This is a genomic window from Sphingomonas sp. Y38-1Y, assembly GCF_032391395.1.
Classification (GTDB): Bacteria; Pseudomonadota; Alphaproteobacteria; order Sphingomonadales; family Sphingomonadaceae; genus Sphingomonas.
The window spans coordinates 1,351,099-1,374,641 of the sequence record NZ_CP135916.1 but is presented as its reverse complement, the minus strand read 5'-3'; the positions used below and the strand labels follow the sequence as shown (position 1 = coordinate 1,374,641).

At 69.7% G+C, this 23,543-nt stretch carries 17 protein-coding genes; 7 read left to right on the top strand and 10 right to left on the bottom strand.

Translation table 11 applies throughout. The annotated features are described in order from the left end of the window. The first annotated feature begins 52 nt into the window (after positions 1 to 52). The gene (locus RS883_RS06530) at positions 53 to 703 is read left to right on the top strand and encodes a 2OG-Fe(II) oxygenase (RefSeq protein ID WP_315765015.1); all 651 of its coding nucleotides are present in this window, start codon (positions 53 to 55) and stop codon (positions 701 to 703) included. Positions 704 to 886: 183 nt separating this feature from the next. On the opposite strand, the gene RS883_RS06525 is transcribed toward RS883_RS06530, so the two are convergent. The 9 genes from RS883_RS06525 to RS883_RS06485 form a co-directional block, all read right to left on the bottom strand. Then, positions 887 to 3,613 (bottom strand): TonB-dependent receptor domain-containing protein, encoded by a 2,727-nt coding sequence (locus tag RS883_RS06525; RefSeq protein WP_315763964.1) that lies wholly within the window; start codon positions 3,611 to 3,613, stop codon positions 887 to 889. A 111-nt stretch (positions 3,614 to 3,724) separates the two neighbouring features. Then, positions 3,725 to 5,323, bottom strand: coding sequence for a hypothetical protein (locus tag RS883_RS06520; protein WP_315763961.1), 1,599 nt, complete (start codon positions 5,321 to 5,323; stop codon positions 3,725 to 3,727). Between the two features lie 377 nt (positions 5,324 to 5,700). Further along, the gene (trxA, locus tag RS883_RS06515) at positions 5,701 to 6,021 is read right to left on the bottom strand and encodes a thioredoxin TrxA (RefSeq protein WP_315763958.1); all 321 of its coding nucleotides are present in this window, start codon (positions 6,019 to 6,021) and stop codon (positions 5,701 to 5,703) included. Between the two features lie 51 nt (positions 6,022 to 6,072). After that, the gene (gene addA, locus RS883_RS06510) at positions 6,073 to 9,462 is read right to left on the bottom strand and encodes a double-strand break repair helicase AddA (protein WP_315763955.1); all 3,390 of its coding nucleotides are present in this window, start codon (positions 9,460 to 9,462) and stop codon (positions 6,073 to 6,075) included. Between the two features lie 123 nt (positions 9,463 to 9,585). Next, positions 9,586 to 12,534, bottom strand: coding sequence for a double-strand break repair protein AddB (gene addB, locus RS883_RS06505; RefSeq protein ID WP_315763953.1), 2,949 nt, complete (start codon positions 12,532 to 12,534; stop codon positions 9,586 to 9,588). Then, positions 12,527 to 13,282 (bottom strand): nucleotidyltransferase family protein, encoded by a 756-nt coding sequence (locus RS883_RS06500; RefSeq protein ID WP_315763952.1) that lies wholly within the window; start codon positions 13,280 to 13,282, stop codon positions 12,527 to 12,529. The genes addB and RS883_RS06500 overlap by 8 nt, the downstream gene beginning before the upstream one ends. Then, entirely contained in the window at positions 13,282 to 14,250 is a 969-nt protein-coding gene (locus RS883_RS06495) for an aminoglycoside phosphotransferase family protein (protein WP_315765014.1), read from the bottom strand. The genes RS883_RS06500 and RS883_RS06495 overlap by 1 nt, the downstream gene beginning before the upstream one ends. Beyond that, entirely contained in the window at positions 14,247 to 14,693 is a 447-nt protein-coding gene (gene tsaE, locus RS883_RS06490) for a tRNA (adenosine(37)-N6)-threonylcarbamoyltransferase complex ATPase subunit type 1 TsaE (protein WP_315763950.1), read from the bottom strand. Before tsaE ends, RS883_RS06495 begins: the two co-directional genes overlap by 4 nt. Beyond that, the gene (locus RS883_RS06485) at positions 14,690 to 17,032 is read right to left on the bottom strand and encodes a sensor histidine kinase (RefSeq protein ID WP_315763948.1); all 2,343 of its coding nucleotides are present in this window, start codon (positions 17,030 to 17,032) and stop codon (positions 14,690 to 14,692) included. The genes tsaE and RS883_RS06485 overlap by 4 nt, the downstream gene beginning before the upstream one ends. A 233-nt stretch (positions 17,033 to 17,265) precedes the next feature. On the opposite strand from RS883_RS06485, the gene RS883_RS06480 reads away from it, so the two are divergent. The 4 genes from RS883_RS06480 to RS883_RS06465 all read left to right on the top strand — a co-directional run bounded on the left by RS883_RS06480 (position 17,266) and on the right by RS883_RS06465 (position 20,026). Next, positions 17,266 to 17,862 (top strand): CC0125/CC1285 family lipoprotein, encoded by a 597-nt coding sequence (locus RS883_RS06480; RefSeq protein ID WP_315763946.1) that lies wholly within the window; start codon positions 17,266 to 17,268, stop codon positions 17,860 to 17,862. A gap of 171 nt (positions 17,863 to 18,033) precedes the next feature. Then, entirely contained in the window at positions 18,034 to 18,540 is a 507-nt protein-coding gene (locus tag RS883_RS06475; protein ID WP_315763944.1) for a YbjN domain-containing protein, read from the top strand. Between the two features lie 47 nt (positions 18,541 to 18,587). After that, positions 18,588 to 19,340 (top strand): pyrroline-5-carboxylate reductase, encoded by a 753-nt coding sequence (locus RS883_RS06470; protein ID WP_315765012.1) that lies wholly within the window; start codon positions 18,588 to 18,590, stop codon positions 19,338 to 19,340. Between the two features lie 68 nt (positions 19,341 to 19,408). Next, positions 19,409 to 20,026, top strand: coding sequence for a hemerythrin domain-containing protein (locus RS883_RS06465; protein WP_315763941.1), 618 nt, complete (start codon positions 19,409 to 19,411; stop codon positions 20,024 to 20,026). Positions 20,027 to 20,277: 251 nt separating this feature from the next. Here the strand turns inward: RS883_RS06465 and RS883_RS06460 are convergent, their stop codons facing one another. Continuing rightward, positions 20,278 to 21,549: an OmpP1/FadL family transporter gene (locus tag RS883_RS06460; protein WP_315765009.1), complete on the bottom strand. Its 1,272-nt coding sequence runs from the start codon at positions 21,547 to 21,549 to the stop codon at positions 20,278 to 20,280. 90 nt (positions 21,550 to 21,639) lie between these two features. On the opposite strand from RS883_RS06460, the gene RS883_RS06455 reads away from it, so the two are divergent. Both RS883_RS06455 and purC read left to right on the top strand, forming a co-directional pair. After that, positions 21,640 to 22,584, top strand: a complete 945-nt coding sequence (locus tag RS883_RS06455) for a DUF4349 domain-containing protein (protein WP_315763939.1) — start codon at positions 21,640 to 21,642, stop codon at positions 22,582 to 22,584. 95 nt (positions 22,585 to 22,679) lie between these two features. Beyond that, on the top strand, positions 22,680 to 23,459 hold the full coding sequence (gene purC / locus RS883_RS06450; protein ID WP_184025265.1) for a phosphoribosylaminoimidazolesuccinocarboxamide synthase: 780 nt from the start codon (positions 22,680 to 22,682) through the stop codon (positions 23,457 to 23,459). The last annotated feature ends 84 nt before the right edge of the window (positions 23,460 to 23,543 follow it).

The following is a 23,543-nucleotide window of genomic DNA, read 5'->3' as shown; positions in this document are numbered from 1 at the left end:
ACGGTTTGATGGCACGCTGGTCGCACGCGCGCCGCTCTGGCAGGAAGGTGCGATGAGCAATCTCGGATCGGGACATCCCAGCGAGCCTGTGGTGGCGCACATCGCCGCGCAGCCCGGCGTGCAGAAGCTGCCAAATCCCAAGCTGACGCTGTTCATCGCCAAGGGCTTCCTAGATGCCGCGCACTGCGCCGAGCTGATCGCGCTGATCGACCGGGACCGCCGCCCCTCCACGCTGGCGGATGCCAATGGCGACAATGCGTTTCGGACGAGCGAGACCTGCGACCTCGACGCCGCCGAGCCCGCGGTCGAACGACTCGAAGCGGCGATCGCCGCCTTCAGCGGCCTCGATCCGCGCCATGGCGAGCCGGTGCAGGGCCAGCGCTATGCCGTGGGTCAGGAGTTCAAGGCGCACACCGACTATTTCGAGCCCAAGGGCGCAGACTTCGCCAAATTCTGCTCGGTTGCGGGCAACCGCACCTGGACGCTGATGATCTACCTCAACGAACCCGAAGCCGGCGGCGCCACGCGGTTCAAGGTGGTCGACAAGCTCGTCCAGCCGGAAACGGGCAAGCTCCTCGCCTGGAACAACCTGCGTTCCGACGGTCGGCCGAACCCGGCGACGCTTCACCACGGGATGAAGGTGCGCGCGGGGACGAAGTACGTCATCACCAAATGGTACCGCGAGCGCCCCTGGGGCTGGTGAGCGGCTAGACCGAGCTTCGCCGCCGCTACCGTTGCTAGTCTAAGGGCGTGTCGCCGGGCACGTGCTTCGACAGGCTCAGCACGAACGGAGCTGGACGAGAAAGGGCCTTCGGCATGGTCGCCGAAAGCCCGATCCCCCTTTAACTCGGTACGCCGCGCTCCCGCTTTCGCGGGAGGACGTGGATCAAAGACCCACGCTCACCCCGAAGCTGAAGATCCGGCCCAGGTCATAGGTGTTCACGTCGGCGCGCGCGCCGTTGTTGAAGATCTGGAACTCCTGGTAGCGCGTCTTGGTCAGGTTGCGCGCCTCGAACTTCAGCTCGACCTGCTTGTCGTCGTCGCTGCCCAGCGGGATGCCCTGGCGCCACACCACGTCGAAGCGCCAGCCCGGCTTCTCGCGGATGTCGGGCAGGCGGACGCCGTTGACGATCGCGCCGCGGTTGGTGATCCGCTCGCTGGCATAGTTTACCAGGAGCGTTACCTGGCTCAGCATCTCGGTGTCTTCCAGGCCGAACTGCGCGTTGACCAGGTGGTTCGACTGGCCGACCAGCGGGCTGCCGTCGACGAACAGCTGGCTTGCCGGGATCAGCGGGCCGTTGACGTTGATCGGATTGACGACGGACTGGTTCTGCGCGTCCAGCTCCGACTTGGTATAGGTATAGTTGGCGATCAGCACCGCGCGCTTGGTCGCGAACAGGTCGCCCAGGCCGATCCCGTCCAGCGGGAAGTGCTTCACCAGCTCGACCTCGCCGCCGTACAGCTTGGCACCGGGCGCGTTGGAGAAGCTGGTCAGCAGCGACGAGCTGCCGGCGCCCGGCGATCCGAACGCCTCGATCGGGTTCTCGATGCGCTTGAAGAAGCCCGCGGCGGTCAGGCGCTGGTCACGCTTGAAGAACCACTCGTACCGCGCCTCCAGGTTGTAGAGCTCGCTGTCGGTCAGGCGCGGGTTGCCGATGAACTGCCGGTTCGATTCGAAGTCGAGATAGATCTGCGGCGCCAGCTCGCGGAACTGCGGCCGCGCGATCGTCTTCGAGGCGTGCAGGCGAAGCTGCATGTTCTCGGCGAAGTTCCACGTGATCGTCGAGGCGGGCAGCCAGTAGCCGTTGTTGAGGTTGGTGCCCGTCACGTTGGTGCCGACCGGCAGCACGCGCTGCTCGGCATCCTCATAGCGGACGCCGACCTGGGCGCGCAGACCCTCGAAGGCCTCTGTCTCGACCTGGAAATAGCCGGCATGGGTGCGCAGCGACGCGGTGTAGGCCGCCGCGCCCTGCGACGTCGATTCGTTCTGAAGGACGATGTTGTTGAGGATGACGTTATAGTCGCTCAGCAGATAGTCCGGGCGCAGCTGCTGCTCGGCCAGATCGAGGCCGTTCAGCGCTTGATAGCGGAACTGGTAGCGGAACGAGGTACGGTCCGCGTCCGAATAGGCATAGCCCGCCTGCACCGTCACCGGCGTGTCGAGATCGAGGTCGTAGCCAAGGTCGACGCTGCCCGACCACAGATCCTCGTTGAGCTCGCTGAACGCGATCTGCGCAAGCGACTGGTTGGCGAGGTTGTTGATGTAGTCGCCGACCTGCGGCGAGAAGAGGTAGGTGAAGGTCCGCTCGTACGGCGAGTTGCGCTGCGTGTTGGCATAAGCGCCGCGCAGGTCGACGTTGAGATTGCCGAACTTCAGCTCGGCCACGCCCTGGGTCGTGAACAGCTGGCGCTCGAACCAGTTGGTGTTCTGGTTGAGGAGGTCGAGGTTGTTCTGGTCCTCGCCCTGCCCCAGGATCGCCTGCTTCAGCGTGTCGTGGATGTAGAGGTTGGTCCAGCGCAGGCGATGGCGGCCGACCTCGGCGCCGACACCGAACAGGCCGTTGACGAGCGCGCGGTGATCGGTGGCGACGTTACGGAAGTCGCTGACGAGGCTGCCGTCCTGGTCGATCGCGACCTGCTGGATCGCGTCGCGCGTGCGCCAGGTGTTGGACAGGCCGCCGCCGGCGATCAGGCCGATGCGCGTCGCGCCGACGTCGAACGACGTGCCCGCGCTGATCTCGCCCGAGAAGTTGGCGGGGATGTTGCGGTTCTCGAAGACGAGCGACGTCTCGGCATTGGTGAGCTCGGTCACCTGCGCGGCGGTCACGCCGGTGCCGTTCATGCCGGCCTCGCGGATGAAGCCGGGGATCTTGCGCTCGCCGCTGTCATAGCCGAGCCAGTCGTGCGACCCGCCGTCATAGGTATAGCCGAGCTCGGCCGTGGTCGCGGTGTCGAAACCGACCGATCCGCCGATCTGGAGGAAGCTCTTCTTGGGCGCCGCCTTCGTCGTCAGGTTGATGACGCCGCCGCCGAACTCACCCGGGAAATTGGCCGAGAAGCTCTTCTGGACGAGGCTGGAGGCGATGACGTTGGTCGGGAAGATGTCGAGCGGCACCACGCGGCGCAGCGGCTCGGGGCTGGGCAGCGGCGACCCGTTGAGCAGCGACGAGGAATAGCGGTCGCCAAGGCCGCGGACGAACACGAAGCCGTTGCCGACCACCGACAGGCCGGTGACGCGGCTGAGCGCGCCGGCGATGTCGCCCTCGCCCGTGCGCGCGATGTCCTCGCTCGACAGGACCGAGACGACCTGCGGCGTGTTGCGGACGATGTTGGGGATATTGCGGCCGATGACGACGATGTCGTCGCCGGCATCGCCGCTGCTGGCGCCGGGGACCGAAACCTCGACCTCGTCCTGCGCGTCGGGCGCCTGCGAGGCGTCCGGGCCGGTGTCGGGCGGCGTGCCCGGCTGGCCGGCGCTGGGGCTGACCACCTGCGCGGGCGGGCTCGCGTTCGTCGCGGGCGCGCCGCCGCCGCTCGTCTGCGCCAGCGCGGCAGGCGCGACCAGCGTCGAGGTGAGGAGGAGCAGGCTGGCGAAGGCCACAGGCTTTGTCATGTTCTCGGTTCCGTCAGGGCATCGCCGCGCGGAAAGCGCAGGACGACTGGGCACGACGGGGATGGCGGCCCCTTTTCACCGCCACCCCCGTTGTTCGGTGCTTTTCGTCGATCAGGTCGTCGGAACGGCGGTGCAGGCACCGCTGGTCGAACCGAAGTTTCCGCGGTTCGAGTTGCAGGTCCAACCCTGGTACCAGGTGTCGGCCGAACCGTTGATCGCGCCGATGTACGAGGTCTGGACGAAGAACGCCGAACCCGCCGGGTTGAGCGTCGAGGCGTTGAACGGCGTCACCGCCGCCGCGCCCGTGCCCGGCAGATAGGTCGAGGTATAGGCGTTGGCCGCGGTGCCGTTGGTCACGTTGTTGGTACCCGCGGTGAACAGCGCCGCCTGCTCGGCATTGGTCACGGTCACGCCGCTCTGCGTCGATTCGGCCGACAGCGAGCCGCACGCGAAATAGACCGAGTTGAAGACCGGCGCGCCGGCTTCGTCGATCGCCGAGTTGGCGCCGCGGATCGTCGACTTGCCACCATTCTCGGTCGTGCCGGCGACGGTGTTGATGCACGCCTGGGGCGTGGTCATGATGCCGTTGACGAAGGTGAAGTCGGCGCCGCCGCGGATGCGGATGCCGGCATTCGTCGCGGTAGAGGTGTGGATGAAGGTGAAGTTCGAGATCCGGCCGTTCTGACGCGGCAGCGCGTCCTCGGCACCGTTCGAATCGATTTCCATCATGTAGTTGTCGGTCTGCGTGTTGTTCGGCTTCTGGATCGCCAGCGCGAACTGGATGAAGCCCTTCCAACCCACATCCGTGTCGATGCTGTCGTCATCGGCGCCGGTCACCACGAAGTAGCGTGCATTGTGCGTGCCGCCGAAGATCTCGATGCCGTCGTCCGAGCTGTTGTGGATCTGGATGTACTCGAGGCGCGTGCCCGAGCCGACGCCGCCGGTGGTCAGGCCCTGAAGCTCGTTGTTCGGGGTGATGACCGTGCCCGAATAGCGGATCTGGACATAGCGCATGATGCCCGAATTGTCGCCCGCGGTGGCGCCGCCGTAGAGCGCGTTGCCGGTACCCTCGACCACGTTCTCGCAGGTCGCCGAGCCGCCGGTGACGCCCGACAGGTTGCAGTTCGAGACGGGCGCGCGACCGGCCAGGATGATGCCGCCCCACAGGCCCTGCGATTCGTCGGTGACGTTGCCGGTCAGGTTCTGCTGCGCGGTAAAGATGATCGGCGCGTTGGCCAGGCCGTCGGCGGTGATCGTAGAGCCGCGGTTGACGACCAGGAAGTCGTTGTCGGCGTTGGTCGTGTTGGCATAGATCAGCACGCCCGGCTCGATCGTCAGGTTCGCCTGCGAACCGCCGGTGCCGGCGCCGCCGCGATCCACGCCCACGTCGACGCGGCCGTTGATCTCATAGGCGGTGCCAGCGCGGCGCGGCAGCGTCAGCGAGCCCGAGACGAGCGCGGGGATGCGGCAGCTGCGGAAATTGCCGACGGTGCCGACATTGGTCGTGCCGGTCGGACAGTCAGCAGCCGGGGTGCCCGCGGTCGAGGTCGGGGTCGGCGTGGGGGTCGGCGCCGGCGAGGGCGTGGGCGACGGGACGATGATGGTGCCTTCGCCCGGCGAGGCGACGCTCGAGGCGCCGTCGCACGCCGCGAGCGTCGCGCCCGCGCAGCTCGTCAGCAGGATAAGGCTAAGGCGTTTGAAGTCGGCCATGAAGATCTCCGTTCCGGCGGTTCCGGGTTCACGAGGCTGAGGCGCTGTCGGCCCCTCGATCGACTCGGATTTCCCCCCGTCGACCTCGCCGCCGCGCTAGGCGGCATGCGTGACGCGCGGATGCGGTTTCGAAGACGGTTCGGTTGCGAAGATATGACGATGGCGTGACGGTTGTGACAGTGGCGTTACGAGCGCGCGGTGTGCGCCATCTTACTTGTTCCCCGGCGAAGGCCGGCGCCCAGTTGGGAAGGCTTGTGTGACGGGCGCTGCGCCTACCATCAGCCTTCCGAACTCGACCCCGGCCTTCGCCGGGTAACAAGAAGAAGGGGCCGGACACCTAAGGTGCCGGCCCCTCCGCAATCAGCGATGAAAGACGATCAGAGCTCGCTCTCAAGCCAGGCCTTCAGCCGGCCCTTGGGCTCGGCGCCGACCTTGGTCGCGGCAACCTCGCCGTTCTTGAACAGGATCATCGTCGGGATGCCGCGCACGCCGTACTTGCCCGGCGCGTCGGGATTCTCGTCGATGTTGAGCTTGGTGATCGTCACCTGCTCGCCCAGCTCCTCCGACAGTTCCTCGAGGCTCGGGCCGATCATCTTGCACGGCCCGCACCACTCGGCCCAGAAGTCGACGAGCACGGGCTTGTCGGCGTCGAGCACGTCGGTGGTGAAGCTCTGGTCGGTGATGGCCTTGGTGGGCATGGGTCTAAACTCCTTCGTTGGCGCTTAACGTATGAGGCCGGGCATCCCCGCTCAAGCGCGCGAAGCCAAGCTTTGCTCCGCGGCCGGCAAGCCGGGCTTCAGCGCCGCCAGCGTCTCGGCCGGCAGCACGATCAGCCGCGGGCCGGCGGTGTAGAGCAAGGCCGCCTCGATCCTCCGCCCCGGAAAGATGACGCCGAGCGCCGCGGCATAGGCCGCCATCTGCCGCGCATGATGCACCGGCACCTCGTCCAGCGCGGCCGGCGCCCGCCGGCCGGTCTTGAAGTCGACCAGCCGAACGCGATCGGGCTCGACCAGCAGCCGGTCGACGGTGCCCGCGATCACCCGCCCCTCCACCGTCGCCGCGATCGGCGCCTCGGCCAGCGCATCCGCGCCGAACAGCTCGGCGAAATCGGGATGCTCGATGATCGACAGCGCCTGCGCCGCCAGCCCGTCGCCCAGCGGATTGCCCGCCAGCCACGCCTCGCCGGCCGCCGCGCGGTGCCCGGGCGGGAGTGCCGGCAGCCGCTCGAACAGGCCGTGGAGCAGCCGCCCGCGCTCGGCCGCGGCCTGCATCGCCGGGCCGGCGGGGGGCGGATCGGCAACGGCATCATCGCCCAGCGACGACGGCGCGAGCGGTCGCGGCGGGCGTGCCTCCTCGGGCGCCGGTTGCCGTGCCCAGGCCGGGAGCGGCATCGCGGCCGATCCCGACCCGCCCGTCTCCGCCACCATCGCCGCCGCCGGCTCGGCATCGTCCAGCACGCGCATCTCGCCGGCCGGCACGCCCAGCGCATCCATCGCCAGCGACGCCGCGCGGTACCAGCTGAGCGCCGGCGCCTCGCCCTTCGCCCGCTCGGACAGGCTGCCGGCGATCACCAGTTGCTCCTCCGCCCGCGTCGCCGCGACGTAGAAGAGCCGCCAATGCTCCTCCAGCTCGCGCCGGTCGCTCGCCTCCACCACCGCGTCGAGCGGCCCGCCGCGCTCGGCGGCGCGGGGGCGGAAGACGGGGAGCGGCGGCAGGTCGAGGTCGGGCTGCCACTCGATCAGTTCGCGCCGGTTCTGCGTCGGGTCGGCGGTCGCGTCGGCCAGGATCACGAGCGGCGCCTGCAGCCCCTTGGCACCATGCGCGGTCATCACCCGCACCGCCGCCTGCGGCCGCGAGCTGTCGCGCACGATCTCGACCTCGCCGCGGTCGAACCAGTCGAGGAAGCGCTGGAGCGACGGCGTCGCGTTCCGCTCGAAGGCGAGCGCGGCCGACAACAGCTCCTCGATCGGATCGCGCGCTTCCTCGCCCAGTCGCTCGATCAGGCGGCGGCGCCCCTCGATCTCGCCCGAGAGGATGTCCTCCAGGAAGCGATAGGGCGTGGTGAAGTCGGCGCGTGCGAGCAGGTGCTGGAGCGGTGCCAGCCGCTCGGCCGGCTGCGTCGCGCGCAGGTGGCGCCACAGCCCCCCTTGCCGCTTCATCGCCGCCGCCATCAGCTCGTCCTGGCTCCAGCCGATCAGCGGCGAGACGAGCAGGCTGGCAAGGCTGAGGTCGTCCCCCGGCTGGAGCACGAAGCGGATCGCCACGAGCAGGTCCTGCACCGCGAGCGGCGCGTTCAGCCGCAACCGATCGACGCCCGCCACCGGCACCCCCTCGGCATAGAGGCGCGCGACGATCAGCGAAGCGAGATCGCCGCGCCGCTTGACCAGGATCATCACGTCCTCGGGCCGGAGCACCCGGCCCTTCGACGCGAGCCGATGCCCATCCTTCAGCCAGTCGCGCACCTGCCGCGCGATGCGGCGGGCGAGTTCGCGGACCTGGTCGTCGATCCAGCTCTCCTCGTCCGCGTCGCTGCCGCCCGCGATCACCGGCGGCATCAGCGTGACCCGGCCCGGTCCCGGCACGCGGCTGGCATGGGGCTGGCGATCGCCCGATCCCATGCCGGGCTCGGGCAGCGCGTCGAGCGCGGCATCGACGAAGCGCAGCACCGTCGCCGTGGACCGAAAGCTTTCGGTCAGCGCGACCGTGTCGAGCGGACGGCGCGCCTCCGCCTCGATCGGCGGCCCGGCGCCCAGCCGATCGAAATGCAGTCGCGCGGCGTTGAAGAAGATCGGGTCGGTGCCCTGGAACCCGAAGATCGCCTGCTTGTCGTCGCCGACGGTGAACAGCGTCCGCACCCGCGTGCCCCGTGTCCCCTCGCCCGCGAAGAACTCGTCGGCGATCGCCTGGACGATCCGCCATTGCGCCAGGTTGGTGTCCTGCGCCTCGTCGATCAGGACGTGCTCGGTCGCGAGGTCGAGCTTGTAGCGCACCCACTCGCCCATCCCCGGCGTTTCCAGGAGGCGCACGGTCGCGGCGATCAGGTCGTCGAAATCGACCGCCCCCGCCAGCCGCTTGGCGCTTCGATAAGCTTGGGCATAGGCGCGGCCCGCATCGAGCGCGGAGGCGAGCGCATCGGCATAGCCCGCACGCACCTTGAGCTGCAGCAGCTCGGCGCAGCGGCCGTGCAGCCGCTCGGCGAGCGGCGCATAGTCGTCGCCGGGCGGCACCTGTCCCTTGCCGCCGCGTGGATCGCCCTTGCCTGTCGCCCAGACGAGGTGGAGGTCGCCCAACGTCGCCGCGCGCACCGCCGGTTCGGCGGCAAGCCAGGCGGCGATGACGTCCGCGCGCTCGAGCCCGCGCTTCGTCCCCCAGCCCGATTGCAGCGCCGACAGCGCGCGCAGGCTTTCGAGGTCGAAGCGATCGTCGCCGCATGACGCCTCGATCTCGGCATCGACGTCGCCCGCCGGCAGGCCGAGCTGGCGGCGCAGCCACGGCGCGATCCCGTCACCGATCGGCAGCGCGTCCATCGCATCGGGCTTGGCAGCACAGGCATGGAGGAACGCCTCCACCCGCGCCTCGCCGAGGCGGAGCGCGAGCGCGCCGATCGCTTCCTCGACGCGCACCCGCCCCTCCCGCGCTTCGTCCTCCAGCAGCCGGGCGAGCGCGTCGCGGCGGAGCACCGCCTGCTCGCGCGGTTCGAGCGGACGGAAGCCCGGCACCAGCCCCGCTTCCGCCGGAAAGGCGGCGAGCAGGCTCTGGCAGAAACCGTGGATGGTCTGGATGCGAAGGCCACCAGGCGCGTCGAGCACGCGCGCGAACAGCGTCCGCGCGCGCTCGACCTGGTCGGGGGTGGCGGGCTCGCCCAGTCCGCGCAGCTCGTGGAACAGATCGTTGCTGTCGAGCCGCACCCAGCGCGCGAGCGTGCCCGCGATCCGCTCGGCCATCTCCGCCGCGCCCGCCTTGGTAAAGGTCAGGCACAGGATCGCCTCGGGTCGGCTCCCCGCCAGCAGCAACCGGAACACCCGTGCGGCCAGCACCTGCGTCTTGCCGGTCCCAGCCGACGCGGCGAGCCAGACATGGCGTTCCGGATGACTCGCGTCCCGCTGCGCACCGCGGAGAGAATGGAGTGGGCGGCTCATGGTGCTTTACCCCGGCAAAGGCCGGGGTCCAGTTGGAGCACGTGGATGGCAACCAGCAGCTTCGCGTCACTGGACCCCGGCCTTCGCCGGGGTACGACGCGTTTTGATCGGTAGGAACGGGGATCAATCACGCCCATACCACTCGTCCCGCCGCATCAGCTGGTCATACTCGGCATAGGGCGCCATCTCTGGCACCAGCTTGGCCGTGAACGGCGCCTCCCCCGTCAGCCACTCGCGCACCGCGGCGACGAAATGGTCGTGCGCCATGCCGACGAAATCCTCCGGCGCGATGCCGCTTCGCCCGCCGACCGGGCTCTGCGTATAGCCGAGCGCATCGCCGCGTTTCGCCAGCGACCAATATTCGAAGCTCATCGCCTCGCCCGTAATCCGGTCGAACCCGCCGCGCTCGGCGATCAGGCCGATGAGCCCGAGCTGTAGGCTGAACCCCGCCGCCACCGCCGCGGGACTCGGCGGCTTGCCGGTCTTGTAGTCGACGATGCCCAGGCTGCCGTCGGGCATCCGGTCGATGCGGTCGTACTTGCCCGTCAGCGTCACGCGTTCGATCGCGATCGCGCCCGATTCCTCGACGCCCAGCACGCGTCGGCCCTCACCCATCTGGCGGGTCAGCTCGGCGGCGATCCATTCGACCGCGGCGATCAGGCGTGGGCGCCACAGCGCGCGGACGATCGGGTGCGTTCGCGTGTCGGCAAGCATCGCGTGCGCGCGCTCGACCAGCCGCACCGGATCGTGGCCGTCGCGGCGCGACCATGCCTCCAGGATCGAATGCACCGCGGTCCCGCGCCACGCCGCGCTCGGATCGGCGTCGACGGGATCGAGCGGCGACAGCCGCAGCATCCGCCGCGCGTAGAAGGCGTACGGATCGGCCTTCAGCCGGTCGACCTCGGTCACGCTGATCGCATCCGGCCGGTCCGCGAGCGGCGGGCACGGCGCCGGTCGCGCCGCCGGACGATGCGCGGCGGTATCCAGCGCGCGAACCCAGCCGTTCAATCCCGGCTCGGACTCCAACCCTTCGGCCAGCGCCTCCAGCCTCAGCCAGAAGCGCGACGGGATCGTCGGCGCCGACGCATCTCGCCGCGCGCGCGTCAGCAGCACTTCGCGCGCGCCGAGCGCCATCGCGAAGTCGTGCGCGGCGAGACCGATCCGGCGTTCGAGCGACGGCAGGCCAAGCTCGCCGCGGATGCGCGGCGCCAGCCACGGATCGGGCGCGGGCAGCGCGGGCCACGATCCTTCGTTCAGCCCGCCAAGCACGACGACGTCGGCGCTCTGCAACCGCGCCTCGATCAGGCCATAGATGGCGAGCCGCGGATGCCCGCCCTGCGGCGGCCGGATCGCCACCTCGTCGAGCAGGTTGCGCATCAACGGCAGCAGCGCGCCGGCGGAGATCGCGCGCGGCCCCTCGCCGCCGTCGCGCTCCAGCGCCTCGAGCAGATCGGCCGCCGCCCGCCCCTCGGCACGCGCCCAGGCGGCATCGCCCGCCAGCAACGTCGCCGCCTCGCGCAGTAGCGCCGCATGATCGCCGAGCGGCCGGTCGCCGCCCTCCGCCATCGCCGCGACGGGGGCGAGGCAATCGCGCACGCCGTCCCACCACTCGCGTGCCGCCTCGCGCAGCCGCGCGGTGCGCGCGTCGCCCTCGCGAAGATGCGCGTCGATGCCCGCCAGCCCCGGCGCCGGCCTCGGGCCGCGCAGCGCCAGGTCGAGCCGCCGCGCGCCCTCCAACCACTTGAGGCGCCGCTCGGGATCGCTCGCCGCGACCAGCGGATGCTTGAGCAACGCCAGCAGCGCCATCGGGGCGAAGCTTTGCCCCGCCGCCTCGACGATGGCGAGGAGCAACGTCCCCGGCGCCAGCATCGCCAGCGGCCGGCCCGCCGAATCGTCGATCGCGATTCCCCAGCGCGCGCAATGCGCGGCGACGCGCGCGGCCAGGTTGCGGTCGGGCGTCACCAGCGCCGCGGTGCGCCCCGGCACCTCCAGCGCCTCGCGAAGCTTGAGCGCGATCGCTTGCGCCTCCTCGGCCGGGGTCGCCACCTCGATCGCAGTCACGCCGTCGAAGCGGCGCTCGCCCTTGGGCAGGGTCGGCCAGCGGTGGGTGAGGCTCGCGGGCAGCATCGCGCTGTCGATCGCCCGCCCCCGCGCGGGCGGCGCGTCGAGTTCGCTCGCAACGCGCCACGGCTGCACCTCCTCGCGCGCAACGCCCATTCGGTCGAGCAGCAGCTTGAGCGCGAATTGCGGGTGCGTCTCGATCGACGGGCGGGTGATGCCCCTCACCGGATCGGGTGCGTGCGGCCCCAGCGCGTCCCACGCCGCATCGTCCAGCCCGGTCGCGAGACCCGGCAGCACGACGAACCCCTCCGGCAACCCCGCCACGCAGCGCAGCAGCCGCGCCACCGCCGGCACCGGCGAGGTCACGCCCGCTGCGCATACGAACCGCGCGGGCGCCGCATTTGCCCAGTGCCGGCACGCGCGGTCGAGCAATTGCCGCCGCCGCTCGGCCAGGTCGATGACGCCCAGCCGCGCGCGCTCGCCCGGCCAGCGGTCGAGCACCACCTCGAACGTCGACAGCGCCGTCGCCCAATGCTGCGACAGCTCGCCCGACAGATCGATCGCGCGCAGCCGTGCCGGGTCGACCTCCTCGACCTGCAACTGGTCGAGCGTGCGGGCGAGGTCACCGGCCAGCCGCACGGCCTCGGCGGGGTCGAGGCCCGGCCGCGCCTCCTGAAGCAGCCGCGCGAGGATCAGCCGGCGCTTGAGCGGCTCGATCGCGGGCGGCACCGGCGCGGCGTCCGCGGGGTCGAAGAACGGCCCGACCGCCTCGTCCAAGTCGGTGTCGCCGATCGCGACGATGCGGGGCAGCAGCAGCCCGCCCTCGCTCAGCCGCACGAACGCATCGGTGATCGCCCGCACCGCGCGGCTGGTCGGCACGATGACGACCCCGCGCGCCAGCCCCATCGGCTCGCGCCCGTATCGCCGCATCAGCCCGATCGCGAGCGTGTCGGCAAACGCCTTGTGCGCGGGAATGGTGGAAACCGAAGGGCCTCTGGCCGCTTCAGCCATCGGCGAGCAATGCCTCGGTCATTCCGATCGATTTGGGACTGCCGACATCGAACCACAGTCCCTCATGCGCGGCGCCATAAGCGCGCCCCGCCTCGATCGCGCGGTTCCAGAACAGGTTGGTCGAGAACGGCCCTTCGGGATAATCGCGCACGATCGCCGGATTGAGGATCTGGACGCCCGTATAGACGAACGGCGCCAGCCGGCCGGCCGCGCGCCGCCGCACGATCCGTCCCTCGGCATCGAGGTGGAAGTCGCCGCGCCCCGAATGGCCGTTCGCCCGCGCGAGCGGCACCATCAGGAGGAGCGCGTCCATCCGGTCGGCGTCCCACATCTGCGCCAGCTGCACGATCGCGTCGATCGGCCCATCGACCCACAGATTGTCGGAATTGACGCACAGGATCGGCTCGTTGCCCAGCAGCCCGCGCGCGTGCGCCAGCCCGCCGCCGGTCTCGAGCAATTGCGATCGTTCGTCGGACACCGCGATCTCGATGCCCTTCACGCGGTGGCGGAGGTGCGCCTCCAGCACGTCGGCGAGATAATGGACGTTGACCACCGCCCTTGCGACGCCGGCCGCGCGCAGCCGGTCGAAGACATGGTCGATCAGCGGCTTGCCCGCGACCTCGACCAACGGCTTGGGGCGCGTCGCCGTCAGCGGACGCATCCGCTTGCCGAGGCCCGCGGCCATCACCATCGCGGTCCTGGGCACCGCAACGTCGGGGTTGGGCCGAAGCGAGAGCGTCTGGGCCATCAGCGCGCGAGCTCGACCGGATCGCCGCGCAGGTGCGGCGGGATGTTGGCATCGAACCACGCCGCCACAGGGGCCAGCGCCGGATGCGCCAGGTCGCGCTCCAGATATCCCCACACGCGCGGGCAGAGCGTCGGGTAACGCGGCTTGCCGTCGCGCTTCCACAGCCGGGTAAAGATGCCGACGATCTTGGCGTTCCGCTGCGCACCGAGCACGTGATAGGCGATCGCGAAGCTCTCGTCGGCGCCGACCGTTCGCACATAGAGGTCGAGCATCGCCGCCTCGATCGCCGTCGGCACGTCGCGCCGCGCATCCTGGAGCAGCGAGACGAGGTCGTAGGCGGGATGCCCCGCCAGCGCGTCCTGGAAATCGAGCAGCCCCAGCGTCTCCGCCCGCCCCTCGATCAGCATCAGATTCTCGGCATGATAGTCGCGCAGCACCGTGACGCTGGGCGGCGACAGCGGCGCGAGCACCGCCTCCCACGCCCTCGCATACCCGTCGACATCGACGTCCAGCCCCAGCGCCGCGCAATACCATTCCGTCAGCAGCGCCGCCTCTCGCCGATATTCTGCCATGTCATAGGGACGCAGGTCCATCGGCGCATGTTCGTGCAGCCGGACGAGCAGCCGCACCGCCTCTTCATACAGCCGCAGCTCGCTTTCGGGCGCCGCGTCGACGGTCTCGCGCATTCGGGCATTGCCGAAATCCTCGAGCAGGATCAGGCCCCGGCCCAGATCCTCGCCCAGGATTTCGGGCGCGGCGAATCCACGATCGGTCAGCCAGCGCGCCACCGAGAGGAACGGGCGCGGGTCCTCGCGCGGGGGCGGCGCAGCCATCAGGATGGCGCTGCGTCCCGGCGCGACGATGCGGAAATAGCGGCGGAACGAGGCGTCGCCGGGGATCGGCTGGATCTCGGCATCGCCCCAGCCGAGCGCCGCGAGGAAGGGCAGCGCCGCGGCCGGCGGATTCAGGTCAGGGGCCATCGCGCTTCCCATGCCGCCGGCACGTCCGCTGTCAAGCCGCGCGACCCGTCCTCGGCGACGATCAGCGTCACGCGAAGGGCATCCGGAAAGACGTGGGCCCCGACCCGCTCGGGCCACTCGACCACCAGCGCGCCGTCATAGCGTGCGTCGTCCAGCCCGAGTTCGAGCAGCTCGCCCTCGTCCTCGATCCGATAGAGATCGACATGCATCACCGGCAGCCGGACTTCCGGCGGCTGATAGCTCTGGACGATCGCATAGCTGGGGCTCGGCGCCTCCCCCTCCAGCCCCAGCGCCGCGAGGAGGCCGCGCGCGATCGTCGTCTTGCCTGCGCCCAGCGGCCCCGACAGCGTCACCGCATCACCCGCCCGCAGCACCGCCGCCAGCCTGGCGCCCAGCGCCAGCGCCGCCGCCTCGTCGCCCAGCGCGATCATCGCCGCGGCAGCTCGATGGTCACCAGCGTCCCCTGCCCCGGTTCGGACATCAGCGTCACCGTGCCGCCATGCGCCTCGATCGCCTGGCGCGCGATGGCGAGGCCGAGGCCAAGCGCGCGCTCGCCGGAGCCGGTGACGCCGTGCCGCGCGAAGCGGTCGAACGCGCGCGCCTGCGCCTCCGGCGACATGCCCGGCCCGTCGTCGGACACGACGATCCGCGCCCGGTCGCGATCGCCATCGACATGCAGCAGCACCCGGCCGCCCGCGGGCGTGCCGAAGATCGCGTGGCGAAGCACATGCTCGATTGCCTGGCGGATGCGCCTGCCCTCCGCCTGCACCTTGCCCGCAGTGCCCTTTACCTCGGTGGCGAGGTCGATGCGCTTGTCGGCGGCGAGCGGCGCGACCGCGGCGGCGGCGGCCTCGGCGGCATCGCCGACGCCCAGCGGCTCGCGCACCGGCGGCTGGTCGGCCTGCGTCAGATCGAGCACATCGTCGACCAGCGCACCCAGCCGATCGACCGATTCGAGAATGGCGGCGGTATAGCCCTGCCCCGTTTCCGTCAGCGCGCCGGCATAACCGCCCTCCAGCATCTCGGCGAAGCCCTTGATCGAGGTGAGCGGCGTGCGGAGCTCATAGCTCATGTTCGCGACGAACGCAGTCTTGACGCGGTCCGCGGCTTCCAGCGCCTCGGCACGATCGCGTAGGGCCTGCTCGATCTTCCGGCTGTCGGAGATGTCGAGCATCGTCAGCAGCGCGTTGCCGTCGGGCAGCGGCACCGCGCCGAACTCGAAATGCTTCCCGTCGGCAAAGGCGACGCGCCCGCCGCGCTGGAGCCGCTCGGCAGTTGCCGACCGGACGAGCTCGGCCATCAGTGCCGCGCGCGACGGATTGGCGAGCCGCGGCGCGACTTCCTTGGCCAGCGCATCGACGCGCGGATGGCCCTGAAGCATGGTCTCGTCCAGGCCGAAGGCGGTGCGGAACTTGTTGTTCCAATGCTGGAGCCGGCCGTCGGCGGCGAACACGGCGATCGCCTCGAACAGATTCTCGATTGTCGCGGTGCGGACGCGCAGCAGCGTGTCGCGCGCGCTGGCGAGCTGTACCTGCTCGGTCCGATCCTCGAAGATCAGCAGCAGCCCGCCATCGGGCAGCGGCTGCGCAACGACACGCAGGTGGATGCCGCCGGCCAGGTGCCAGCCTTCCTCGATCTGCGCATCGGCCGCGGTGAACCAGCCGCGCCGCTCGTTCTTCCAGCCGGGGAAGTCGCGCACCTCAGGGAGCTTACCCGCCTCGCGCATTCGTTCCAGCACGCGGTCGAACTCGGGCCGGTCGGCCAGCCACTCGCCGCGCATCGCGAACAGCCGGCGGAACGGCTGGTTGCAGAAGACCAGCGCGCGGTCGGGGCCGAACTGCACGACGCCGGCGGAGATGCGGTCGAGCATCGCCCGCTGCGCCTCGCCGAAGCGCTTGATGCCGGTCCGCGCTCGCTCCAGATCCTCGATGTCGATCGCGAAGCCGGCGATCCCGCCATCGGCAAGCGGCACGTCATGGACGCGCAGCATTCGTCGCTGCCCGCCGATCGTCGCCGGCAGCGCGGTCGCGCGCGGTGCCCCCGCCTCCTGCGCGGCGAGTGCCTGGGAGGGCGGTGCGCCGGGCGCGCCCATCTCGACCAGCTCGACCTGCCGCGCGACTGCATCGTCCGCATCGTTCGCCTCGACCGCCGCGACATAGGCGGTGTTGACCAGCGCCAGCCTCAGGTCGCCGGTGCGATACCACATCGGCATCGGCGCCGCCTCGATCAGGCCCTTCAGCGCCTGATACGCGTCGCGCAGCATTTCGACCCGTTCCGACAGCCGCTGCACTTCGCCCTGCGTTTCCGTTGCGTCGAAGAACCAGACGATGACCCCGGCATCGCGCGTCAGCGCCGACGCGGCCCGCTCGCCCGCCGCCATCAACAGCCGGTCGCTTCCCACCGCGCGCACCGGCAGGCGGAACGGGATCGCCGCCCGCCGCGCACCCTCGATCGCGGCCGCCAGCCGATCGGCATCCTCGCGCACCAGCCCGGCGCCGTCCGCCGACAGGCCCGACAGCTCGCGCGGCGGCGAGGACAATCCCAACCAAACTAGCAGCTGGCTCGACGCCTCGACCCGCCCGTCGCCGCGCACCACCAGCGCGCGCGCGGGCGCCGACCGGATCAGTGCCCAGAGCCGCGCATTGTCGCTGTCGGTGCCGCGCGCCGCCGCGCGCATCTTCAGGCCGGTGTAGAGCGCCCAGGCGGCACCCGCGACGAGCAAGGCGAGCACGGCCCCGGCCAGCGCCGCCGATCCCGTCGCCACGATCATGTCCGCCGCCGCGCAAGCGGTGCGCCGGCCCGCCCCTTGTCCATGTTCCAGCCCTAGTGCGCGGCGAGGCCCCGCGAAAGGGGCTTGTCCCGGCGCGTGCGTAATGACTTATTCAGCATCCGCTAATCGACGTTCTGGCACAGCCTGTCGCGCGCGACCCGGCGGACCAAAGCCGCCGTCCCAGGCGTTAATCCTGATCGGGTGCTTCCCCGCATCCACACCGGAGTGTTCGTATGTCCAATTCTTCCCAGCGTCGGATCGGCCTCGTCGTCGCCGGCGCGCTTGCCGTGTCGGCCTGCGCCACGCCGACCCCCTATCGCCCCGTGACGGGCCAGGGCACCTATCGCACCGGCTATTTCGACGAGCAGATCGAGAACAACCGCTTCCGTGTCGGCTTCTCGGGCAACAGCCTCACCTCGCGCGAGACGGTGGAGCGCTACCTGCTGTTCCGCGCGGCGCAGCTGACGCTCGAGCGTGGCTACGACTTCTTCACCCTTGTCGACCGCGACACGGAACGGCGTACCCGCACCCAGGTCATCGACGACCCCTTCTACGGTCCCGGCTGGGGCGGCGGGTTCGGCGGCTGGAATGGCTGGGGTCCGCGTTGGCGCTACTTCCGCCCGGGCTTCGGCTGGGGTGGTTGGGGCGGCTGGGGCGGCGGGTTCGGCGGCGGCATCACCGATGTCCGCCAGATCGACCGCTACGAAGCGCAGGCGGAGATCCAGACGGGCCGCGGCCCCAAGCCGCAGGACGTCCGCGCCTTTGACGCCCGTCAGGTGGTCGAGAATCTCGGGCCGAACATTCAGCTGCCGCAAGAGCGTCGCCGCTGATCGGACGGGCATGAACGGGGGCGGGGTGGCCGGATGCGGTCGCCCCGCCCTTGCCTTTTCACCCTGCCGTCCACAGCTTTCTGCACAGGGGCGAGGCGCCCCGCTTGCGCGGCGGCTTGCTGCGCGGCACCATATGGATCGGCGGCACCCCTGCCGCCGCTGGAAAGACGAATGCTCGACGAAGCCGAGTTCGACCGCGACGACGCTGCCCCCATCGACATGCTCGAAAGCTATTTCTCCGCGCATGGCTGGAGCCATGAGCGCGAGGACGACGAGATCGTCGCCAAGTTCAAGGGCAGCTGGACCGAATATGAGCTGCGCGCGATCTGGCGCGAGGAGGACGGCGTCCTCCAGTTCCTGGCGCTTCCCGACATCCGCGTCGCCGAAGAGCGCCGCGCCGCGATCTACGAGACGATCGGGCTGGTCAACGAACAGCTCTGGATCGGCCATTTCGAGCTCTGGTCGTCGAGCGGCATCCTCCTTTATCGCCACGCCGCAATGCTGGGCGACGACGACGATGGTGCGACGCTGAGCCTCGATCGCGCCGAATTGCTGGTCGAGACCGCGATCGACGAGTGCGAGCGCTTCTACCCTGTGTTCCAGTTCGTGCTGTGGGGCGGCAAGAGCCCCAAGGACGCGATCGCCGCCGCGCTGATCGAAACGCAGGGCGAGGCGTGAGCGAGACGGCGGCGCCTGCGCGCCTTTGGCTGGTCGGCGCGGGCAACATGGGCGGCGCGATGCTGCGCCGCTGGGTGGCGAGCGGGATCGCCGCCGATCGCATCACCGTCATCGATCCCGGCAGCCCGCCGGTGCCGGAAGGCGTCACGGTCGTCGCCGCGCCGCCGCCGGGCGACACCCCCGACATCCTGATCCTCGCGGTCAAGCCGCAGATGCTCGACAGCGTCGCGCCATCGCTGGCGGCGATCGCCGCGCCGATGCTCGTCTCGATCCTTGCCGGCGTCGAAGTCGCGGCGCTTCGCGACCGCTTCGCCGCGCAGGCGATCGTCCGCGCGATGCCCAACCTGCCCGTCGCGATCGGCAAGGGCGTCGTCGCGCTCCACAGCGACAGCGACGCCCCCGCTGTCCGTGCCGCGGCCGAGGCGCTGATGGCGCCGCTCGGGCATGTCGAGTGGGTCGACGAGGGGCTGTTCGACGTCGTCACCGCGCTGTCGGGCAGCGGCCCCGGCTTCACCTATCGTTTCATCGACGCGCTGGCGAAGGGGGGCGCGGCGCTGGGTCTGCCCGCTGACCAGGCGCTTCGGCTCGCACGCGCCACCGTGGAGGGATCGGCGATGCTGGCCGCCGGCGCCGAGGAGAGCCCCGCGATCCTCGCCGACCGCGTCGCCAGCCCCGGCGGCTCGACGCGCGAGGGGCTGAACGTGCTCGACGCCGATGGCGCGCTCGTCGGCCTTCTCACCGATACGCTCGACGCAGCGACCCGTCGCAACGCCGAACTGGCCGCCGCCGCACGCCGCTGAACGGAACAGGGCCCAGCCTCAACGGGTTGTGATCGGTCGAAGGCCCATCGCAATCGAAGGAGGACGGCATGACGACGACCACGACGGCGAAGAAGCGCGACACCGACGGACGCTTCAAGAAGGCGTCGAACGGCACCACCAGCAACGCCAATCTGGGCGTGATCGCGGGCGCCGCGACCGCGGGCGCCGCGATCGGCATGCTCGCGATGCTCGGCCGCAAGGCGGCGGTCCAGGCGCCGAGCGCGCTGGCCGCCGACTGGGCCGCGGCGCTCGCGCTGGAGCACAAGGCGGTGCTCAAGATCTTCGACGCGCTGGAGGCGACGGAGAGCCGCAACACCACCAAGCGCTCGATCCTGCTCGCGCAGATGAAGCATGCGCTGGCCAAGCACGATGTCGAGGAAGGCAATGTGATCTATCCGGCGCTGCGCGAGGCGGGCCGGACCGAAGAGGCCGATCACCTCACCAAGGATCACGGCTATATCAAGCAGTATCTCTACGAGCTTGAGAACATGCCCAAGGACAATCCCGAGTTCCTGACCAAGCTGCGGAGATTCCGCGCCGATATCGAGAAGCACATGACCGAGGAAGAGACCGAACTCTTCCCGTCGCTCCGCGCCCAGCTCTCCGACGAGAAGAACAAGGCGCTGGCCGCGGCGATGAACAAGGAAGGCTTCAAGGTCGCGTAAGCAGTCGGGGCGGGTCGATCGACCCGCCCCGCGTTCCTTCTTGGTTCCCCGGCGAAGGCCGGGGTCCAGTTGGGACCCAAACGTTGGCAAGCGCTTCGCTCACCAACTCGAGCCTTCCCAACTGGACCCTGGCCTCCGCCGGGGAGGTACGTTGAGAGTTGGCGCAATCTCACCGTGCTCCCGCGCAGGGGGGAGCCAAAAGCGCCACGGCCGCCGATCCTGGGCTCCCGTCTCCGCGGGAGCACACAAGTCTACAGCCGAACCGTCAGCGACGTGCCGATCACGTCGGCATTCCCCGAGTTCGTCGATACGATCCGCGCCGTCGTCGCTGCCGCCGTCCCGGCGAACAGCACGTCGCGCCGATCCAGCCGCTCCTCGCTGACGAAGACATGGGCATAGCTCACATTGACGTCGATCCGGTCGTTGAGCCGCCACGTCGCGCCCGCCGTCGCCCAGATGCGGTCGCCATCCGGCACCCGCGTCGTCCGGAACGCATCGCGCGTCGGCGTCGTGTCGTAGAGGCCGCCGGCGCGCAGCGTCAGCCGCTCGCTGGCGTCGAACTCGATCGCACCGTGACCCGACCAGCTGTCCTTGTAGTTCTGCTCGCTCACCGTCGCCGGGCGGCCATTGGGCTCGACCACGATCGCGTCGAAGCGAGACCAGTTGAACCACTGCCCCGTCGCCATCACGCGGAACCGCTCGCCGACGCCGTACATTGCGCTCAGCGTCACGCTCTCCGGGATCTCCAGCGGCGCGGTGGCGAACGCCGTACCGTTGGCGCCCGCCAGCGGACCGACCAGCCCCGACACCTGGTACTTGCCGTCCAGCCGGTGCGTCACCTTCGATCGGTAATGCCCGCCCAGCCGAATTTTGCCCAGGCTGAACAGCACGCCCGCATTCCAGCCGACCGACAGGTCGTCGCCGGAGATGTTGAGTTCGCCATCGCCCGCGCCCGGAACCAGATTGGGCAGCGCGTTGCGCAGCTTGACGTCGATCTGCTGGATGTCGATGCCGCCGCCGATCGAGACATTGTCGTTGATCGCAAAGCCGACGCTCGGCTGGATGTTGACGGTCTTCACCTCCGACTTGATCGAGTCGTACCGACCGAAGAAGCCGGGATCATATTCGACCTTCAGCCCGAACGGCGCGCTGATGCCCAGGCCGAACCACAGCCGGTCGGTCGCCTGGAACGCGGCATAGCCCGTCGGCACGATCACCGGCTGGTCGAACGGATTGCCGCCGTCATTGCCCGTCACCGGAATCGCGCTCGGCACGCCCGGCACCGTCAGCGTGGTGCCGTCGTTTCGCTGTGCGCTGTCGACGAACAGGAAATGGCTGTTGAGCGAGATCTGGCTGCGCTCCAGCTTGGTCATGCCGGCCGGGTTGTAGAAGATGATCGAGGCATCGTCGGCCGCCGCCGCGCCGCCCGCAAAGGCGCGCCCGGTCTCCTTGGCCGATTGTTCCTTGAGCGAGAAGCCGCTCGCCACAGCCGTTCCCGCGCCGCCGATCGCCCCCGCCGACACCGCGGCCAACATCAACGCCTTGCGCAACATTCCTCAGCCCTTTCCCTGCGACCTGCCGGCTGATGCCGGTTCGTGCGCGGAGGAGCGCCCATGGCGACGATGGGTTCCGATCCGCAACCGATTGATCGAAACCGTTGCGCCCATGCAACGCAGGTTGACCGGGGCAAAGCGCCGCGCGACCATAGGCGAAGTTCGTGGGAGAGGCTGACGATGCGCCATGCCGTAATGCTTCTGTCGCTTGCAGCGCTTGGCGCTTGCTCCGGTCAGCCCTCGTCCGAGCAGATGGCAGCGTACGACGTGGCCGAGCTCGCGCCCGCCGCCGAACAGCCGCCAAGTCAGGTGGGCCGGATCGCCTATGTCTACCGCCTCGGTTTCACCCTCGATAGCGACCGCATCCCGGACCTTCAGCAACGTCACGAGGCGCTGTGCCGCCGCCTGACCGCAGCGCGTTGCCAAGTCCTCAAGGTCAATCGAACGACAGGTGACAGCAGCGGTCGCGGAGAGATGACGCTTCAGGTCGACGCTCGCCTGGCCCGCCGCTTCACGACCGCGCTGGAACAGGCGGCGGCCGGTGCCGGCGGTCGCACAAGCGACAGCGCGATCGAGGCGGAGGACGTGACCAAAGCCACGATTGATGCCGAAGCCCGCCTTCGCCAGCGTACCCTCCTCGTCCAGCGGCTGACCGAATTGCTGCGAACGCGCCAGGGCTCGGTCGGCGATCTCGTTTCCGCCGAAAAGGCGGTGGCCGACGCGCAGGAGGAACTCGACGCCGCGCGTGCTACGCTCGCGATGCTCAACCGCCGCGTCGCCACGTCGACAATCGACGTCAGCTATGCCAGCCGTTCGGCGGACGGTGCCGGCGTGTTCGGCTCGCCCGGCGCGCTGCTCGATCAATCGCGCAACGAATTGCTCGGCTCGGTGCGCGCACTCATCAGCTTCGCGATCATCGCGATCCCCTGGGCCTTGGTCTTGTGGATCTTGATCTGGGCCTTTCGCCGCTGGCGCCGCCACCGCAAGCGCCTGCCGGAAGGCTGATTGCACCCCCCGCCCCCATCCGGTATAGGCGCCCACTCACTTGCCCCGGCGCGCGGATCCGCGCTGCCGGGGCCGATCGTTTCAGGGACATGCGCATGGCTCGCCGCCGCCAGATCTACGAGGGCAAGGCCAAGATCCTCTACGAGGGTCCGGAGCCGGGCACGCTCATCCAGTATTTCAAGGACGACGCCACCGCCTTCAACGCGCAGAAGAAGGGGACGATCAACGGCAAGGGCGTCCTGAACAACCGCATCTCCGAGCATATCTTCACGATGCTCGGCAACATCGGCGTGCCGACGCACTTCTTGCGCCGCCTCAACATGCGCGAGCAGCTGATCCGCCAGGTCGAAATCGTCCCGATCGAGGTCGTGGTCCGCAACGTCGCCGCCGGCTCGATGTCGAAGCGGCTGGGGATTGAGGAAGGTACGCAGCTTCCGCGCACCGTCATCGAATATTACCTCAAGGACGACGCGCTCGGCGACCCGCTCATCACCGACGAGCACATCCTGTGCTTCGGCTGGGCGAGCCAGGAGGAGTTGCACGACATCGCCGACCTGGCGGTGCGCGTGAACGACTTCATGTCGGGGCTGTTCGCCGGCATCGGCATCAAGCTCGTCGACTTCAAGCTCGAGTTCGGGCGGATCTGGGACAACGACTATGCCCGGATCATCCTGGCGGACGAGATCAGTCCGGACAATTGCCGGCTGTGGGACGCGACGACGGGCGAGAAGCTCGACAAGGATCGCTTCCGCCGCGACCTGGGCGGCGAGGTCGAGGCCTATCAAGAGGTCGCCCGGCGGCTGGGCCTGATGCCGGAGGGCGCGGACTCGGCGGTGCTGGACCTCGAAACGCACCGGAAGCGCCGGGGCAAGTAAGCGCCCGATCTGGAATGCAGAAAGGGGAGCCGGAAGGCTCCCCTTTTTCGTTGCGAAGCCTTGTTCCCCGGCGAAGGCCGGGGT